Origin of the sequence: Pseudomonas kielensis, assembly GCF_014236655.1 — a bacterium.
Taxonomy (GTDB): domain Bacteria; phylum Pseudomonadota; class Gammaproteobacteria; order Pseudomonadales; family Pseudomonadaceae; genus Aquipseudomonas; species Aquipseudomonas kielensis.
The window spans coordinates 32,609-46,462 of the sequence record NZ_JACMYG010000015.1; the positions used below are offsets into that span (position 1 = coordinate 32,609).

At 60.7% G+C, this 13,854-nt stretch carries 15 protein-coding genes; 6 read left to right on the forward strand and 9 right to left on the reverse strand.

From position 1 onward, the window contains the following. Positions 1-75: 75 nt before the first annotated feature. Together H7995_RS15615 and H7995_RS15620 are read right to left on the reverse strand one after the other, a co-directional pair. Positions 76-1,443: a DUF1329 domain-containing protein gene (locus H7995_RS15615; RefSeq protein WP_166588722.1), complete on the reverse strand. Its 1,368-nt coding sequence runs from the start codon at positions 1,441-1,443 to the stop codon at positions 76-78. A 22-nt stretch (positions 1,444-1,465) separates the two neighbouring features. After that, positions 1,466-3,259, reverse strand: a complete 1,794-nt coding sequence (locus H7995_RS15620; RefSeq protein ID WP_166588723.1) for a DUF1302 domain-containing protein — start codon at positions 3,257-3,259, stop codon at positions 1,466-1,468. 588 nt (positions 3,260-3,847) lie between these two features. On the opposite strand from H7995_RS15620, the gene H7995_RS15625 reads away from it, so the two are divergent. After that, positions 3,848-4,609: an N-acetylmuramoyl-L-alanine amidase gene (locus tag H7995_RS15625; RefSeq protein WP_185818580.1), complete on the forward strand. Its 762-nt coding sequence runs from the start codon at positions 3,848-3,850 to the stop codon at positions 4,607-4,609. Between the two features lie 55 nt (positions 4,610-4,664). On the opposite strand, the gene H7995_RS15630 is transcribed toward H7995_RS15625, so the two are convergent. The 5 genes from H7995_RS15630 to H7995_RS15650 form a co-directional block, all read right to left on the reverse strand. Beyond that, on the reverse strand, positions 4,665-5,576 hold the full coding sequence (locus H7995_RS15630) for an SDR family oxidoreductase (RefSeq protein WP_166588725.1): 912 nt from the start codon (positions 5,574-5,576) through the stop codon (positions 4,665-4,667). A gap of 162 nt (positions 5,577-5,738) precedes the next feature. Beyond that, positions 5,739-6,641 (reverse strand): alpha/beta fold hydrolase, encoded by a 903-nt coding sequence (locus tag H7995_RS15635; protein WP_166588726.1) that lies wholly within the window; start codon positions 6,639-6,641, stop codon positions 5,739-5,741. Beyond that, positions 6,641-7,423 (reverse strand): class II aldolase/adducin family protein, encoded by a 783-nt coding sequence (locus tag H7995_RS15640; protein ID WP_166588727.1) that lies wholly within the window; start codon positions 7,421-7,423, stop codon positions 6,641-6,643. Before H7995_RS15640 ends, H7995_RS15635 begins: the two co-directional genes overlap by 1 nt. Positions 7,424-7,565: 142 nt before the next feature. Next, positions 7,566-8,252, reverse strand: a complete 687-nt coding sequence (locus H7995_RS15645; RefSeq protein ID WP_166588728.1) for an LrgB family protein — start codon at positions 8,250-8,252, stop codon at positions 7,566-7,568. Continuing rightward, positions 8,242-8,628, reverse strand: a complete 387-nt coding sequence (locus tag H7995_RS15650; RefSeq protein WP_185818581.1) for a CidA/LrgA family protein — start codon at positions 8,626-8,628, stop codon at positions 8,242-8,244. The genes H7995_RS15645 and H7995_RS15650 overlap by 11 nt, the downstream gene beginning before the upstream one ends. A gap of 95 nt (positions 8,629-8,723) precedes the next feature. Here H7995_RS15650 and H7995_RS15655 point away from each other — a divergent pair, with 95 nt between their 5' ends. Then, positions 8,724-9,620 carry a LysR family transcriptional regulator gene (locus tag H7995_RS15655; RefSeq protein ID WP_185818582.1) on the forward strand — a complete coding sequence of 299 codons (897 nt, stop codon included), beginning with the start codon at positions 8,724-8,726 and terminating at the stop codon, positions 9,618-9,620. On the opposite strand, the gene H7995_RS15660 is transcribed toward H7995_RS15655, so the two are convergent. Beyond that, entirely contained in the window at positions 9,601-10,056 is a 456-nt protein-coding gene (locus H7995_RS15660; RefSeq protein ID WP_166588731.1) for a flavodoxin, read from the reverse strand. The two genes, H7995_RS15655 and H7995_RS15660, sit on opposite strands and share 20 nt — an antisense overlap. A 147-nt stretch (positions 10,057-10,203) precedes the next feature. Here H7995_RS15660 and H7995_RS15665 point away from each other — a divergent pair, with 147 nt between their 5' ends. Further along, positions 10,204-10,677, forward strand: coding sequence for a PAS domain-containing protein (locus H7995_RS15665; protein WP_166588732.1), 474 nt, complete (start codon positions 10,204-10,206; stop codon positions 10,675-10,677). 54 nt (positions 10,678-10,731) lie between these two features. Next, positions 10,732-11,340, forward strand: coding sequence for a hypothetical protein (locus tag H7995_RS15670; RefSeq protein ID WP_166588733.1), 609 nt, complete (start codon positions 10,732-10,734; stop codon positions 11,338-11,340). Positions 11,341-11,343: 3 nt separating this feature from the next. Here H7995_RS15670 and H7995_RS15675 read toward each other — a convergent pair whose 3' ends face one another. Beyond that, positions 11,344-12,303, reverse strand: a complete 960-nt coding sequence (locus H7995_RS15675; RefSeq protein ID WP_166588799.1) for a MerR family transcriptional regulator — start codon at positions 12,301-12,303, stop codon at positions 11,344-11,346. A 206-nt stretch (positions 12,304-12,509) separates the two neighbouring features. Between H7995_RS15675 and H7995_RS15680 the strand changes: the two genes are divergently transcribed. Together H7995_RS15680 and folM are read left to right on the forward strand one after the other, a co-directional pair. Further along, complete coding sequence (locus H7995_RS15680; RefSeq protein ID WP_166588734.1) at positions 12,510-13,079, forward strand: antibiotic biosynthesis monooxygenase; 570 nt, start codon at positions 12,510-12,512, stop codon at positions 13,077-13,079. Between the two features lie 61 nt (positions 13,080-13,140). Beyond that, positions 13,141-13,851: a dihydromonapterin reductase gene (folM, locus tag H7995_RS15685; protein WP_166588735.1), complete on the forward strand. Its 711-nt coding sequence runs from the start codon at positions 13,141-13,143 to the stop codon at positions 13,849-13,851. The last annotated feature ends 3 nt before the right edge of the window (positions 13,852-13,854 follow it).

Consider the following 13,854-nt stretch of genomic DNA (forward strand, 5'->3'; position numbering starts at 1 on the left):
AAAAAAGACGACCCACGGATCAATGCCGAGGCATCAATCCGTGGGTCGCCCTGGGTACAGGGGCCGTTCAATTCCTTAGCGCACGCCCTCTGCGCGCAATGCCGCCGGCGTGTAGTCCGCCGCCTTGGCGTCGAAGCCAAAGACGAAGCTGTGCTTCTCTTCGTTTTTCATGCCCAGGGCGATGTAGCGGCCGGCGATGAGGTCGTACAGCGCTTCCAGGGTGTACGCCTGGGTCTGGTGATCGTAGTAGTACTGGGCATGTCCTTCGGCCACGCGCCACAGTTGGCCACGACCGTCGTAGTGGTCGACCAGCGCCACCTGCCAGCTGTCTTCATCGATGTACATGTGGCGCTTGGCGTAGATATGCCGCTCGCTGGGCTTGACCGTGCCGACCACTTCCCAGACCCGGTGCAGCTCATAACGCGTCAGGTCCTGGTTGATGTGCCCGGCCTTGATCACGTCGTCGTACTTCAGGCTCGGTGAGTCGAGCTTGTAGCTGTTGTAGGGGATGTACATTTCCTTCTTGCCGATCAGCTTCCAGTCATAACGATCCGGCGCGCCGGAGAACATGTCGAAGTTGTCCGAGGTGCGCAGGCCATCAGCGGCCGTACCCGGCCCGTCGTAGGCCACTTGCGGTGCGCGACGCACGCGACGCTGGCCGGCGTTGTAGATCCAGGCCAGGCGCGGCTCCTTGACCTGGTCGAGGGTTTCATGGACCAGCAGCACGTTCCCCGCCAGGCGCGCTGGTGCGGTCACCGACTGCTTGAAGAAGGTCAACACGTTGGCGGCTTTTTCCGGGTCCAGGTCTTTCATCAACTGGGGTACGGCGATTTCTTCTTCAAAGCGAATCGGCGTGTAGGCACCGTTGGTCTGCGGTGTCACCTGGGTGATGATGCGTTTGAGGTTGCCGCCGTGATAACGGGTGATGTGGTTCCACAACACCTCGACCCCGCTCTTCGGAATCGGGAAGGCGTAGTAGCGATTGCCGGTAAAGTTGGCCAGGCCGTTGCCGTCGTTGATGCTGGTCACGTTCAGCGCGCTGCGCTTGGCCGACTCGTAGATTTCCGGGGGCACGGCCACGGTGCGGTGGGTCGGGTAGACCGGAATCCGGTAGGTCTCGGGGTAGCGTTTGAACATTGCCACCTGGCCATCGGAAAGCTTGGCCTTGTACTTGTCGACATTGGCCGCGGTGATGGTGAACAGCGGTTTTTCACTGGCGAACGGGTCGGCCAGGAAGCCCTTGCTGTCGACCGCACCGGCATTCTTGGGAATGCCACCGGTCCAGGCCGGGATCGAGCCGTCAGCGTTGCCGGCCTTTTCCGCGCCCAGCGGGGTGAGGGTCGTACCGAGTTTGTCGGCTTCCTGCGGCGACACCGCCGCCATCACGTTGGCCGCCAGCAGGCTCAGGGCCAGGGCACCGCATTGCAGAATCATCTTGCGCATAAGGTCATCCTTTTCAGCCAGATCAGAAGTTCACGCCGAAGCTCAGGGCCAGGAAGTCGCGGTCTTCGAGGGTGTTGTAGTCGCCCCCGAAAAAGTCGGTGTAGCTCAGGCTCGCGGTGTAGGTGTTGCGATAGTCGGCATCGACCCCGACGCTGACCGCCTTGGCGCCCTCGTTGAACAATCCGTTGGGGCCATAGCCGGCAACGTCGTGGGACCAGGATAGGTTGGGCTTGAGGTTGATCCCGCCGATCACGTTGGCGTAGTCGAGGATGGCCCGTGTGCGGTAACCCCAGGAGGTGGAGGTGACAAAACCTTCGGTATCGCCGCCAAACCCGTACTGGCCGTAGACCGAGTCCCGGCCGTAACGCAAGGTGCTGCGTGACTCCAGGCCGCCGACCCGCACCACCGCGGCCTCGCCGACGAGGGTCAGGCGCTGGGCACCGAGGACCTGGTCAAAGAAGTGGGTCAGGGTGCTCTGCACCTGGGTGACTTCCTTGCGCCGATAGCCTTTGTTGTCGGCACCTGGGGTGGTGCTGATCGGCGACAACGCACCGCCGGCAATCGGGTTGAGCAAGGCCAGGGTCAGGTCGTTGGTACTGACCTGGACCGGTGCGTTGGGCCGATAGCTGATTTCCCCGGTCCAGGCCGTGCCGGTGGGCAAGGTGGTGGAAAAACTGGCGCCGTACAGGCGGATGTCTTCGGGGTAGTCGAGGTAGTACTGGCCGCGACCGAGCATCACGCTTTGCGCCAGCCCCGAACCGGTGCCGGGCGCGATGGCGTTGGCGGTGCCGACGATGCCCGGCAATGCCGACAGGGTCGAAAGGCCCGCCGTGACGGTGCCGACCGTGGGCGTGCGGCTGTGGTAGTTCATGAAATACAGGCCGTACTCGGTGTCATCGCCCAGCCAGCGCAACGCGGTGCCCCACTGCCCGGAATCACGGGCATCCCGGTCGCCCCCCCGGGGCACCACCACCCCTTCGCGAGTCACTTCGAAGCCTTGGCCAAATGCCGCGGCAACCGGCTGCAACGGAGCGATTGCCGGGCTGCCCACCGTGTAGTTATTCACGCAGCCATCGGCCACCACATCGTTGCCAAAGAAGGTCCCGCAGTTATCCACAACCGTCTGGTCCCACTCCAGTTGATAAAAACCTTCCACCGTCAATTGGTCGGTGAGGCTTTGGGTAGCAAACAGCATGTTGACCGGGATCAGGCCCTCTTTGATTTCGGCACCCGGGCGCCGAAATGCCGAGACGTCGAGCGGGTTGATGCTGTTGATCGAGTTGCCGATGAAGGTGCTTTCGCCCCAACTGACCACCTGTTTGCCGGCGCGCACGGTGCCGGGCAGATCGGCGATGGAGTAGTTGTGGTAGACGAAGGCATCGAGGATCTGCCCGCCGGAGGATTTGGCGCCTTCCTTGCGATTGGTGTCGCTGATGTCCTTGAACGGACGGCTTTCGTCCTTGAGCTCGAAGTCGTACCAGTATTTGCCACGGACAAATACCCCGGTATCACCGTATTTCAGCTCCAGGTCGTGGATACCCTTGAAGATCTTCGAAAAGGTCTCGCCCTTGCTGAAGTTCAAGCGCCCATCGTCGCCGGTCGATGACTGTCCGGAGCCTCCGTTGACCGTGCCCACCAACGCATCATCGGCATCGCGCATGCCCCAGCTCGCACCAATCGACAGCGACGAATCGAACGTACCCTCGATTTCGCCAAGGTTGAATTCAACCGCCTGTGCCTGGGCGCAGCAGCCCAAGGCAACCGCGACGGCCAGCGTCTGCGGCGTGAAGATGGCGCGCATTGTTGTTTTTGTCATGCGTCTTCCCCGGTGAGTGACTTGAGGCCCCCACCCTACTGCTGCCCGCCAGGAGCGATAAGCGCACCAAGGAGGTATTCGCGGTGTCGCTCCAAAGGATGAATGCCCGCACAGGGCAAGGCTTTGCGCTCGGCATGGGCCGGCTGGATGAGGGGTTATCAATCAAACCGATGATCCGGGCAACTGTTGCCGACGGCGTAACAGTGCATGTCCCGAAACGCTATTTTTCCTTTACCAAGAAGGACTTATTCTAATCGGGCTTCGACGGCAACAGCCCCGAAGCCCCGCCAGCGGAGTGTGGGTTGTCCACTTGAGCGGCGAACTTTTCAGATGCTCCGAATGCCCATCATTCAGTTCATCACCCTGTGTTCACTGACGTTGATTTGTAGCTCCTTGATCTAACGTCTTACTTTGGCCGCTGCCTTTGCAGCGGCTTTTTTTATGGGGAATTTTTTACCTGGCAGATTGCTGAAAGCGGCTACAGAACAACGAGAAAACCACTACCGAATCTCCCTACAGGTACTGCTACCTTGCTGCGAATGGACGATTGAAGATCAACGCCGATTCACACAACAGGGTAGTTAAATCATGTCTCCGATAAACACCAGCTATCGAGCCAAGGCTTTCAACAACCGCATCCGCTTCTTGATCCTGCATTACACCGCCGCCAACTTTTCCAGTTCGATTGGCGCACTGACCGGACCCAATGTCAGCGCCCATTACCTCATTCCTGACATCAGCGACCCTACCTATATCAAGGCCGGTTTCACCGACCAGCAGATCTTCAGCCTGGTCGATGAAAACCATCGGGCCTGGCATGCGGGTGTCAGCCAGTGGGCTGAGCGCAGTAACCTCAACGACACGGCCATCGGCATCGAGGTGGTCAACCAGGCCACCGATGACCAGGGCAAGTTCACCTTCCCGCCGTATCACCCCCAGCAAATAGACGCCATCGAGCAACTGGCAAAAGACATACTCAAGCGCTACCCGGACATCACCCCGCGTAACGTGCTGGGTCACTCCGACATTTCCATCGGCCGCAAAAGCGACCCCGGTGCGGCATTCCCCTGGCACGCGCTGTACTTGAAAGGTGTGGGGGCCTGGTTCGATGAGCTACAGCGCGACGCTTTTCTGCGCCAATACAGGGAGGGGGGAATACCGAACCGCGCGACGCTGCTGGAGCAGTTCAAGCGGTATGGCTACAACACGTCGCAAGCCACCAACGAGTCGGGATTCCAGCAACTGGTGAGGGCGTTTCAGTTGCACTTTCGTGCCGAGAACTACGACGGGGTAATGGATGTGCAGACCGCGGCCAATCTGGCGGCGCTGGTGCGTAAGTACGCGCCTTGAGCAATCCTTCCAGTCCGAGCACAAGCCGCCAGGCTTGCGCTCGCCCCCTGCCCCCTTACAACGAATACTTCTGCAGATTCCCCATCATTTCCTTCAGCGCTTCAATGTTGTCCTTCGGATGCGCCGCACCTTCGAAGTCGCAGATCTGCTGCCAATGGGCTGCCACGTCTTCCGGGGAAAAGCCCTGGCGCGGATCAAAGCCGGCGCCGAGGCTGCGCTCCCAGCGAACCTTGCCCATCCAGCCACCGCCGACTTCAAACAGGCCCGAGGTTTCCTGGCAGTTTTCGCTGGCCAGGTACACCACCAGCGGGCTGACCAGTTCCGGCTTCAGTTGTTCGAACACTTGCGGCGGGATCAGGCCTTCGGTCATGCGGGTGCCCCCGGTGGGGGCGATGGCGTTGACCAGGATGTTGTTCTTGCGCCCTTCGATGGCCAGGGTCCGGGTCAGGCCATAGAGACCGAGCTTGGCCATGCCGTAGTTGGACTGGCCGAAGTTGCCGTAGATACCCGAGGTGGAAGCGGTGAAGATCACCCGACCGTAGTTTTGTTCACGCATGTGCGGCCAGGCGGCGCGGGTGACTTTGTAGGCACCTTCGACATGAACCCGGTACACCAGGTCCCAGTCGCTGTCGTCCATTTTATGGAAGGTCTTGTCCCGCAGGATCCCGGCGTTGTTGACCACCACATCGACACGGCCAAAGGCATCGAGGGCGTGCTGGACGATTTTTTCGCCGTCGGTCACCGAGTCATGGTTGGCCACGGCACTGCCGCCCGCCTCCCGGATCTCTGCCACCACACGGTCGGCGGCGGAGGCGTTGGCACCCTCGCCTTGCGCGGAGCCACCCAAGTCGTTGACCACCACCCGGGCGCCCTGCCTGGCGAACAACAGTGCATGGGCCCGTCCCAGGCCGCCGCCCGCACCGGTGACGATCACGACTTTATCTTCGAAACGCACAGACTCATTCATTACCCAACTCCAGCAGGCCAAGGACAGTGGAACCGAGTGTCAGGCACGGGGGCCGGGCTCACAATCAACTGGGCTGGGGCTGAATGGTGCGCGATAAGGCACGGGGATGATTGCGCGGCAGGCGCTCATCGGGTGGCAGGGTCAGGTTGGCCGACGAACACCTCAGGAGCAGGCGATCTTCAAGGCGGGAGAGTCCAGCTCTTCACGAAACGCCAGGTAGTGCTTGAGCACCTGCACCGGGGCTTCGATTTGTGGGTAATGACCAATCCCGGGCAATAGCACGGTGTCGGCATCGGCAATCAATTGCCGATAACGCTCGACCATGTGGGCACCGGAAACCGGGTCGACTTCGCCGTCGATCACGCGCAACGGCACTTCACCCGATTGCATCGCCGTGAGCCAGCGATCGCGGTGTACACGGCGCTGGGGCACGTACTGGATCAGCTTGTGCATGATCCGCGTCCCGCGGTTGTTGTCGATCAGGCTCCAGAAATCGTCCAGCTCGCTTTCGCTGGGCCGAGTCTGCGGACCGAAGATCTGCCGGAAGCTCTTGACCAGGGCATCGCGGGTGAAGGCACGACCGATCATCCAGCCCAAGGGGCTTAGCAACAGCTTTTGCATCAGTACCGGGCGATGGGTCTCGGGGAAAAGGCCGCCATTGAGGAACACACAGCTGGCGATATTGCTGCGTGCCTCCTGGTGCCTGGCGAGCAATTCCTGGGCGACGCTGTCGCCGTAGTCATGGGCCAGCAGGTGCACTGGCTGATCGATGCCCAGGTGCGCCAGCAACGCCTGTTGCAAGTCGGCCTGCTCCAACAGGCAGTACTCATGGCCCATGGGTTTGGCCGAATCGCCGAAGCCCAGCATGTCGCAGGCAATGACTCGATAGCGCTGGGCCAGGGGCTGCCATAGGTAGTGCCAATCCCAACTGGCGGTAGGAAAACCGTGGATAAGCAGTAAGGGCTCACCCTGCCCGGCCACCCAATAACGAATGGTCTGACCCCGGAATACAAAGCTCTGGCTGCGTTTGCGCCAGACGCACAGTGGAATCTCGGCGAGTGCCATTAGAGTTTATAACCCGGGTCTTGTTTATCGAGTTTACGCAGCAGCGCCGGCCAGGCCAGCGCGCCCCCCATTCCTTGAGCACTTTTGGTCACGCCGGCAATCATCGCCTTGGCCCCCGCGAGGATCTGCGGCTCGATGGCTATCAGCTCAGCGCCACCGTTCTGCGCCAGCACCTGGATATCGCAGGCCCGCTGGAAGGTAAACATCATCAGAAAGGTATCGGCGATGGTGCTGCCACAGGTCAATAGCCCATGGTTGTGCAGCATCAGAAAATGCTTGTCACCCAGGTCGGCCTGCAATCGAGCCTTTTCTTCGTGATTGAGCGCCACCCCTTCGTAGGCGTGATAACCCAGGCTGGAAAGGACAAACAAGGATTGCTGGCTGATCGGCAGCACCCCTTGTTTTTGCGCCGAAACGGCCACGCCCGCGGCGGTATGGGTATGCAGGACACAGACCACGTCGTGACGCACTTCGTGCACGGCGCTGTGGATGGTGTAGCCGGCGGGGTTGATCTCGTAGGGGCTGTCCATCAGCTTGTTGCCAGCCTGGTCGACCTTGACCAGGCTCGACGCGGTGATTTCGTGGAACATCATGCCAAACGGATTGATCAGGAAATCTTCGGTGCCGGGGACCTTGGCCGAGATGTGCGTGAAGATCAAGTCATCCCAGCCATGGGCGGCCACCAGGCGATAACAGGCCGCCAGGTCGACTCGGGCCTGCCACTCGGTGGGGCTGACCTGATCTTTTACGCTCAGGCTTGACTGGACGGGGGCTACGCTCACGGCAAGGACCTCGGGTTTTTTATTATTTTGTGGGTGTGAACGCAGTCTAGTCAGCTGTCGGGATTCGGGTAGTTGCATTGGCAGCCAGCTTACTGACCCAACGAGTCAGTTGGCTTTCAAGCAAGACCCACTGTGCAGTGGATCACAGTATGTGCATCAGCAATGGCGCCGCGAACAGGTTCAACAACCCCGTCAGGACCATCACCAATCCCGCCACCGAACCTTCTTCCCCGCCCACCTCATGGGCTCGACTGACGCCAGCGCCATGGGCCCCGACCCCGAACAATGCGCCACGGGCCAAGGCGCTGCGCAGTGGCAACCACTTGAGCAGGATCCCGCCGAGCATGGCGCCAAACACCCCGGTGAACATGACGAACACCGCCGTCAGCTCCGGTACGCCACCCAGGTCGTGGGCCAGCGGCATGGCGAATGGCGTGGTGATCGAGCGCGGCAGCAGCGACAGGGTTATCGAACTGTCCAGCGCCAGGAGCCGGGCCAGGCCAAACGAACTGCCAATCGATGCGACGCTGCCGGCCAGCATCCCCACCAACAACGCTGACCAATGCCGCGCCAGCAACTGGCGCTGCTGCCAGATCGGCACCGCGAACGCCACGGTGACCGGTCCCAGCAACGCCATCAGCCAGTGGGTATTTTGTGCATACTCGCTATAGGCCGTGTGCAGCGGCACTGCCACCACCAGCAACAGCACGGGCACCAGAATCAGCGGCGACACCAGGTAACGTCCGCTGCGTCGATACAGCCAGCGACTCAAGACATAGGCGGCCAGGGTAAAGACCAGCCAGAACAGCGGCATCCACTCACTTCTCATGAGCCAGCCTCCAACGACAGACCCATTCGACCGTGAATGCCGTTACCAGCATGACCAGCAGGGTACTGACCGCGATCACCACGAGGATCCGCCAACCCTCATGGCGCAGCAGGCCACCGTAGTCGAGCAGGCTCATCAAGGCCGGAATGAAGAACAGCAACATCTCGGCCATCAACAGCCCGGCCCCCCTCTGCAGCGCCGCCGGCTTGACCCACCCCAGGGCAAATACCAGCAGCAACAGCGCCAGGCCCAGCACCCCGCCCGGAATCGGCCAGGCCAGCCATAGGGCCAACTGGCATCCGAGCAGATAAATAGCCGCCAACACCAGCAGTTCAGCGAGCAGGCGGGCGAGTTTTTTGACGCGTGTTACGTTCATCGGTTGGCTCCTCACAGGAAGCCATTTTAAAGAGCGGGCTGTCATCACCGAAGCGAATTGTTAGACTCAAGACTATTCCAAAACGGAATCTGATAATGGAATTCAAACAGCTGCGCAGTTTCATTGAAGTCGTCCATCAGGGTGGCTTTACCCAGGCCGCCAAGACCTTGCACATCAGCCAATCAGCGGTGAGCAAACAAGTGGCACAGCTGGAGCACAGCCTGGGCGTGCTGTTGCTGGAGCGACTGGGGTCACAGGTGCGGTTGACGGCGGCCGGCACGGTCGTCCTGCAACGCGCCGAGGGCATGTTGCGCTTGCGCCATGAACTGCTGAGCGAACTCGACGACCTGAGTGACCTGCGCCGTGGCGAATTGCGCCTGGGCCTGCCGCTGCTGGGCAGCGATGCGCTGTTCGCCGGCTTGTTCGCCGAGTACCGCCGGCGTTATCCGAACATCAGCGTGCAGTTGCTGGAAGGCGGCAGCCTGAACATTGAGCAGGCCGTGCTCAGCGGAGAACTGGAACTGGGCGGCAGCCTGCTGCCTCAGGACCCGCAGTTCGCCTGGCAGCCGTTCTGCAACGAACCCCTGGATGCGCTGCTGGCGGCGGACCATCCATTGGCCGGCAAGGCCAGCGTACGCCTGGAAGAGTTGGCGGATACCCCGTTCCTGCTGTACCAGCGCAGCTTTGTGCTCAATGAACGCCTGCTGCAGGCGTGCCAGCAAGTGGGCTTTACACCCAGGGAGGGCGGGCGAAGCGGGCAGGCGGATTTTCTCGTGGCCCTGGTGGCGGCGGGACAAGGCGTGGTGCTGTTGCCGCGGGTGGTCGCGCGTGGCCTGGTTCGTCCGGGGGTGGTGCGCCTGAAGTTGCAGGCGCCCCGTGAACTGCGCTGGGACATCGCGTTTATCTGGCGTCAGGACGCCTATCTGTCGAAAGCCGCCCAGGCTTGGCTCGCGTTGTTGCGCGAGTTTCCGGTCAGCCGCGCAGAGCCGTGATCAACTCCGCCAGCCAGGGCTCGGCATCGCTTTCCGGGGTCACGCTCTCGCTGGCGTCCAGGCGCAGCATTGGCAGCACTTCGCGCACGCCCAGTTCACCGAACAGCTCACGCAGTTGTTCACCGCCGCCACAGAAAGTATCGCCGTAGCTGGCATCGCCGAGGCCGATCACCGCCCCAGGCAAGCCACGCCAGGCGCCTGGCAATTGATCACGAATCATCGAATACAGCGGCTGCAGGTTGTCCGGCAACTCACCCATGCCGGTGGTCGAGGTCACGGCCAGAAAGGCTTCGGGGCCAAACGTCTGAATATCGGCGAGGGTGGCGCGTGGGTTATGCCACGTCTGGAAACCTGCTGTCTCGAGGAGTTTCGACGCGTGCCGGGCAACTTCTTCTGCCGTGCCGTACACCGAGCCGGAAATGATGGCGACTTTCATCAATCTGATCCTGCAACTGAGTCAAAGACCGGGATCTTACCAGTTGCCGGAAATAAATCGCGATTGACTCCCATTTGGCACGATGGCAAGTGGACAGCCTTGCCTTAGAATGACAACCACTCTGTAGCCTGCAAAGGACCCGATCCGATGATCAATGCACAATTGCTGCAACTGGTGATCAATGCTTCGAACGATGGAATCGTGATTGCTGAAAGGGAAGGCGAAGATAACATTCTGATTTACGTGAACCCGGCCTTCGAAAAGCTCACCGGCTACAGCGCTGATGAAATCCTGTACCAGGACTGTCGTTTTCTCCAGTCTGGCGATCGAGACCAGGCCGCCTTGGCACGGATTCGCGAAACCCTTGAAAATGGAGGATCTTGCTGTGAGGTCCTGAAAAACTATCGCAAGGATGGCACTCCATTCTGGAATGAACTGTCACTTTCAACTGTTTTTAATGAGAGCGACAAACAGACCTACATTGTCGGAGTGCAAAAAGATGTCACCGTCCAGGTCAAGGCCTTGCAGCGTGTGGCACACCTGGAGGCGCAATTGGCGACCACTCAGGCTGAGTTGCAGGCAATGAAAACGACCAACGGTCAGAACCTGCAGGCGAATTAACGGTCACTAACTACAATCACCACTAACTTTGTAACTATATCTTTCGAGCTAGCCATGCAGCACGATGCCCTCCTCACCCAGGATGAGCTGGATTTCATCCAGACCATGCAACATAACCCGCAGCTCAACATGCGTGATGCGACGTCGAGCCTGCTGGTCAATGGGGGCTCGCAAATCCGCGATCTGCTGACGCGCCTGGCGGCCAACGAACAGGTGACTATCCAGGCACAGTTCGAGAACCAGCAGATGACCTTTCCGCTGCACCTGGTGGAAGATGAGTTCCATGCGCTGCATTTGCGCCTGGGGGTACCGAGCATTTATGAAGGCGGGCCCAAGACGGTGCGTCCTTGGCGCCTGACCCTGGAAGAACCGGTCGCCCTGGAGAATGCCAAAGGCCAGCCGGGCACCCTGTGGGTCCACGAAGTGTCGTTCAAAGGCATTTTGCTGGAAGTGCGCAACCGCACCAAACCACCGAAGAGTTTCGCGCTGTGGTTCAGCCCTTCAGGTTACGAGCGCATTGCCTTGCGCGGCACCTTCGAGCGGCAGAACGAGCAGGGTTACTACGCCTATCAGCTCAACCAAGGCAACACGGTGGAAACCGAGCGCTTGCGCCAATACATCCTGCAGCAACATCGCCTGACCCACCCCACCCTGCACGTCTGAATTTCAGGTATCCAGCGTTCCGCCAAGAAATAGCTGCAGACGCTGACGCATCAAGCCCCCGTCATTACCCAGGCAGCCGATAGACGAACCGGCCAGGCTCTCCTGCGCCAGCTGCGAAGCATCGCCGCACAACAACAGGCGACACTGCAGGGTCATCGCCAGCCGATTCAGTCGCCGGGTAAAGTCAGCTGCCGGGGCCCGATTGGACACCAGCACCAGCGCCTGGGGCCGGATTTTTTCACAGACCAGGGTCAGCTCCTCGAAAGGCTTGCCCAGCGCCAGCACCCGGACGCCCACCTCGCCACCGCTCAGGAACAATGCGCTCAGCAGCAACTCCAGTTCATGGCAATGCCCGTCGATTGCCGCCACCGCAACCCGAGCCGGCAGTGAGCCGCGCAACAGGTTCAGTCGCTGTTGCACCCGTGAGCGCAGGAAGGCGTCGAGCATGACCCATTCACTGGTTTGCCCGAAGATCTCCTTTTGCTGCAGCGCCTGCATCCACACCGGCATAAAGATGTCCTGGAACACCACATTCAATGAATAGGTGGAGAACACCTGGCCGTAGATCCGCGCCAGTTCCAGGTCATCATAATTGCTCAATGCCGTGCGGACCTGGCCCTGCCACTGGGCATAATCGGCCTGGACCAACGAGTCCGGAACAATGCTCGACAACACCTGCGCGGCCTGGCTCCTGGCCAGAAGCTGGCCGATCTTGCTGACCGCCACCCCCCGTGCGATCCAGCTCAGAATGCTGCGAATCTGCTCGATATCGGTCAGGGAATACAGCCGATGCCCGCTTTCGGTGCGCGTTGGCTGGATCAAGCCGTAGCGTCGCTCCCAGGCACGCAACGTCACTGGATTCACGCCAGTCAGGCGCGCCACTTCACGAATCGGGAACATTTGTTCCTGACTGATGGCATCAACAGCCTGCAACGGCTCGGGAGACTCAGTGATGACGGGCATCGGCGTGTAGATATCCATTGCGTATTGGATCCCATTCTATCGCGCAACTATGGGCGACATTCAAGTGGTGCCTGATCGTCGAAGGTCGCTGGTGTAATTCGTAGAATCAGGAATAATCCTTGCTTGTTGTAACTCAGCCCTCCACCCCGGGCTGTGTTCGGCGCGCCTCCTACCCGGAATCGCGCCCCGCTTTATGGAGATACATAATGTCGACCTCACCCGTTACCCTGATGGTAGCGCGCCGCGTTGCCAGCGGGCGCTATCAGGAACTGATCGCCTGGCTGCGCGAAGGCGAACAACTGGCCACTGACTTTCCCGGCTACCTGGGCTCCGGCGTGCTCGCCCCGCCGCCTGGTGATGACGAATTCCAGATCATTTTCCGCTTCGCCGACGAAAAGACCCTGCACGCCTGGGAGCATTCCGCCTCGCGCACGGCCTGGCTGGGGCGTGGCAGCGAGCTGTTCGCCCACCCTTCGGAGCATCGGGTCAGTGGCATCGATGGCTGGTTCGGCGCCGCCGGCCAGCGTCCACCGCGCTGGAAACAGGCCGTCGCCATCTGGCTGGCATTTTTTCCGGTCTCGCTGCTGTTCAACTTTGTCCTGGGCCCATTGCTCAGCGACCTCGACATGCTGCCCCGGGTGTTCATCAGCACCCTGGCCCTGACCCCGTTGATGGTCTACTTCTTCATCCCACTGTCGACCCGCCTGCTGGCCAACTGGCTGAGCAGCACGCCGGCACCGTCGTTGCCAGCCGAGGCGACTGCGCAGAACCGCTAAAAGGGGCATGGCTCGTCCAGTCGCTGGTATAGTTTTGCCATACCCGCGATGCGAGCCATTCATGACCTCTTCCCCTGCCCCGATCCTCATCACCGGCGCCAGCCAGCGCGTTGGCCTGCATTGCGCGCTGCGGTTGCTGGAAGCCGGACAGCCGGTGATCATCAGCTACCGCAGCGAACGCCCGGGCGTGCAAACCCTGCGCGACCTGGGGGCAATTGCGTTGTTTGCCGACTTCTCCACGCAGGACGGAATCCTCGCCTTCATCGCCGAGCTCAAGGGGCACACCCAACAATTGCGGGCCATCGTGCACAACGCCTCGGCATGGACTGCGGAAACGCCCGATAACGAAGTCGCGGCCTTCACCCAGATGGTCAACGTGCACATGCTTGCGCCTTACCTGATCAACCTGCAGTGTGCCGAGCTGCTAAGGCGCTCGAGCCCCGCCGATATCGTGCACATCAGCGACGACGTCACACGCAAGGGCAGCAGCCAGCACATCGCCTACTGCGCCAGCAAAGCCGGGCTCGATAGCCTGACCCTGTCGTTCGCCGCCAAGTACGCGCCACACATCAAGGTCAACGGCATTGCCCCTGCCCTGCTACTGTTCAACCCCGACGACGACGCGGCGTACCGCGCCAAGGCCCTGGCCAAGTCGGCGCTGGGCATCGAACCCGGCAGCGAAGTGGTCTACCAGAGCCTGCGCTATTTGCTGGACAACCCCTATGTCACCGGTACGACCCTGACCGTCAACGGCGGACGGCACGTCAAATAGGCC

Bases quoted from the DNA above. Each gene is read 5' to 3' on its own strand.
- H7995_RS15615 (WP_166588722.1), bottom strand. From the start codon at position 1,443: ATGCGCAAGATGATTCTGCAATGCGGTGCCCTGGCCCTGAGCCTGCTG.
- H7995_RS15620 (WP_166588723.1), bottom strand. From the start codon at position 3,259: ATGACAAAAACAACAATGCGCGCCATCTTCACGCCGCAGACGCTGGCC.
- H7995_RS15625 (WP_185818580.1), top strand. From the start codon at position 3,848: ATGTCTCCGATAAACACCAGCTATCGAGCCAAGGCTTTCAACAACCGC.
- H7995_RS15630 (WP_166588725.1), bottom strand. From the start codon at position 5,576: ATGAATGAGTCTGTGCGTTTCGAAGATAAAGTCGTGATCGTCACCGGT.
- H7995_RS15635 (WP_166588726.1), bottom strand. From the start codon at position 6,641: ATGGCACTCGCCGAGATTCCACTGTGCGTCTGGCGCAAACGCAGCCAG.
- H7995_RS15645 (WP_166588728.1), bottom strand. From the start codon at position 8,252: ATGAGAAGTGAGTGGATGCCGCTGTTCTGGCTGGTCTTTACCCTGGCC.
- H7995_RS15650 (WP_185818581.1), bottom strand. From the start codon at position 8,628: ATGAACGTAACACGCGTCAAAAAACTCGCCCGCCTGCTCGCTGAACTG.
- H7995_RS15655 (WP_185818582.1), top strand. From the start codon at position 8,724: ATGGAATTCAAACAGCTGCGCAGTTTCATTGAAGTCGTCCATCAGGGT.
- H7995_RS15660 (WP_166588731.1), bottom strand. From the start codon at position 10,056: ATGAAAGTCGCCATCATTTCCGGCTCGGTGTACGGCACGGCAGAAGAA.
- H7995_RS15665 (WP_166588732.1), top strand. From the start codon at position 10,204: ATGATCAATGCACAATTGCTGCAACTGGTGATCAATGCTTCGAACGAT.
- H7995_RS15670 (WP_166588733.1), top strand. From the start codon at position 10,732: ATGCAGCACGATGCCCTCCTCACCCAGGATGAGCTGGATTTCATCCAG.
- H7995_RS15675 (WP_166588799.1), bottom strand. From the start codon at position 12,303: ATGCCCGTCATCACTGAGTCTCCCGAGCCGTTGCAGGCTGTTGATGCC.
- H7995_RS15680 (WP_166588734.1), top strand. From the start codon at position 12,510: ATGTCGACCTCACCCGTTACCCTGATGGTAGCGCGCCGCGTTGCCAGC.
- folM (WP_166588735.1), top strand. From the start codon at position 13,141: ATGACCTCTTCCCCTGCCCCGATCCTCATCACCGGCGCCAGCCAGCGC.